Source organism: Robbsia betulipollinis, assembly GCF_026624755.1.
GTDB classification, from domain to species: Bacteria; Pseudomonadota; Gammaproteobacteria; order Burkholderiales; family Burkholderiaceae; genus Robbsia; species Robbsia betulipollinis.
Map to the genome: position 1 here is coordinate 1 of NZ_JAPMXC010000028.1, position 1,656 is coordinate 1,656.

Annotated in this window: 2 protein-coding genes and 1 pseudogene; all 3 read right to left on the bottom strand. The window is 55.5% G+C overall.

The features are described 5' to 3' along the window. Positions 1-28: 28 nt before the first annotated feature. Positions 29-421, bottom strand: a complete 393-nt coding sequence (locus tag OVY01_RS22885) for a transposase (RefSeq protein WP_267849952.1) — start codon at positions 419-421, stop codon at positions 29-31. A 48-nt stretch (positions 422-469) separates the two neighbouring features. Next, positions 470-1,348 (bottom strand): annotated as a pseudogene (locus OVY01_RS22890) (IS3 family transposase); the annotation flags it as partial. Between the two features lie 17 nt (positions 1,349-1,365). Continuing rightward, positions 1,366-1,656, bottom strand: a 291-nt coding sequence (locus tag OVY01_RS22895; protein ID WP_267848895.1) for an IS30 family transposase, incomplete at its 5' end; no start/stop codon positions are given.

Consider the following 1,656-nt stretch of genomic DNA (forward strand, 5'->3'; position numbering starts at 1 on the left):
ACGGCCAACCAGATCGCGTCGATGCGGATCATCGCGTGAGCTCTCGCACCCAGGCCGCACTCTCGCTCAGGCGCGCAGCCGGCCACATGATCGATACCACCGCGCCTTTGCGTTGGATTTCGATACGCACGTCGGCAGGCTCGGCCGCGCGAATTTGCGGTATGGCAACAGGTATCGGCAGCGTGACGAAGGCCGATTGGACATCGACGGCCCGCTGTTCGAGGACTTGGGGTAGTGCCTTCGCGCTGTCGATTTCCTTGATCCAGCGCCGCAGCACGTTTGGATTCATGCCATGCGANACCGCCACNGCTGAGCAGGAGACGCCGGGTTGCCGGCATTGCTCNATGAGTTCGGCTCTGAATGACGCACTGTATGTGCGGCGCGTGCGCCCCCTGGGCGCTTCTTCGGCGATAGTGTGCACGTGTCCGCTTCCTGTGAACTGACCCCCGAGAGTTGGACGGTAACACGGCTATGGCTGCAGCAAGCCCGTTCGATATTCTACCGGGCTCATGCCCCCTAGCTTCAGTTTGATACGGTCATTGTTGTAGTACCGAATATATTCATCGATGCCTCTCTGCAGTTCGTCGGCATCTTGAAACGAGTTCAGATGATAGAACTCGGATTTCAGCGTTCCGAAGAAGCTCTCCATCGCCGCGTTATCGAGGCAATTCCCTCGTCGTGACATGCTCTGCGTGATCGAATGCTGTTTGAGGCTACGGCGATAGATCGGCATACGATATTGCCACCCCTGATCTGAGTGCAATATAGGACGTTCGCTTCGCTTCAGCCGTGTCCAGGCCCCATCCAGCATGGCCTCCACCATATTAAACAATGGCCGACGAGCGATCTTGTAGGACACTATTTCGCCATTGTAAAGATCAAGTATCGGGGAGAGGTAGAGCTTCTGATCCCCGACCTTGAACTCGGTCACGTCAGTGACCCATTTTTCGTTTGGCCGCGTTGCTTTGAAGTCGCGCTTTAAAATGTCGGGCGCGACTTCACCAACCTCGCCCATGTAGGCACGATACTTTTTAACCCGTACCAGCGACTTCAATTTCAGCTCCCCCATGAGGCGCTGAACAGTCTTATGATTCACAAGCGATCCATCCCGACGAATTGCGGCAGTGATGCGGCGATAACCGTAACGCCCTTTATGTCGCGCGAACACTGTCTGGATCTTCTCTTTGAGATCTGCGTACCGGTCCTTCACCTGCGCTATCTGTTCTCGATAGTAGAAGGTGCTTCGTGCGAGGCATGCGAATTTGAGCAGCCCAGATAGGGGGTAATGCTGCCTCAGCTCAGAGATGATCAGCGCTTTTTCTGCGACGCCGGGATCTTCTTTTCCTGAACCAAGGCATGGCACGTTCAATGGGTCGCTGCAACAGCCTCACGTAGTTTATCGGCCGGAGACATGAAGCCCAAGGTCTTTCTCGGCCTTTCATTTAGTCGCGCGGCGATTTTGTTTAGCGCAGCCTGCGAATATTGATCGAGTTGCGTGCCGTGAAGCAAGTATTGGCGCAGAAGTCGGTTCGTGTTTTCGTTGGTACCGCGCTGCCAAGGACTCCGTGGGTCGCAGAAGTAGACCCTCACGTCCGTGGCGATTGTGAAGTCTTTGTGGTTCGCCAACTCCATGCCACGATCCCAGGTGAGTGACTT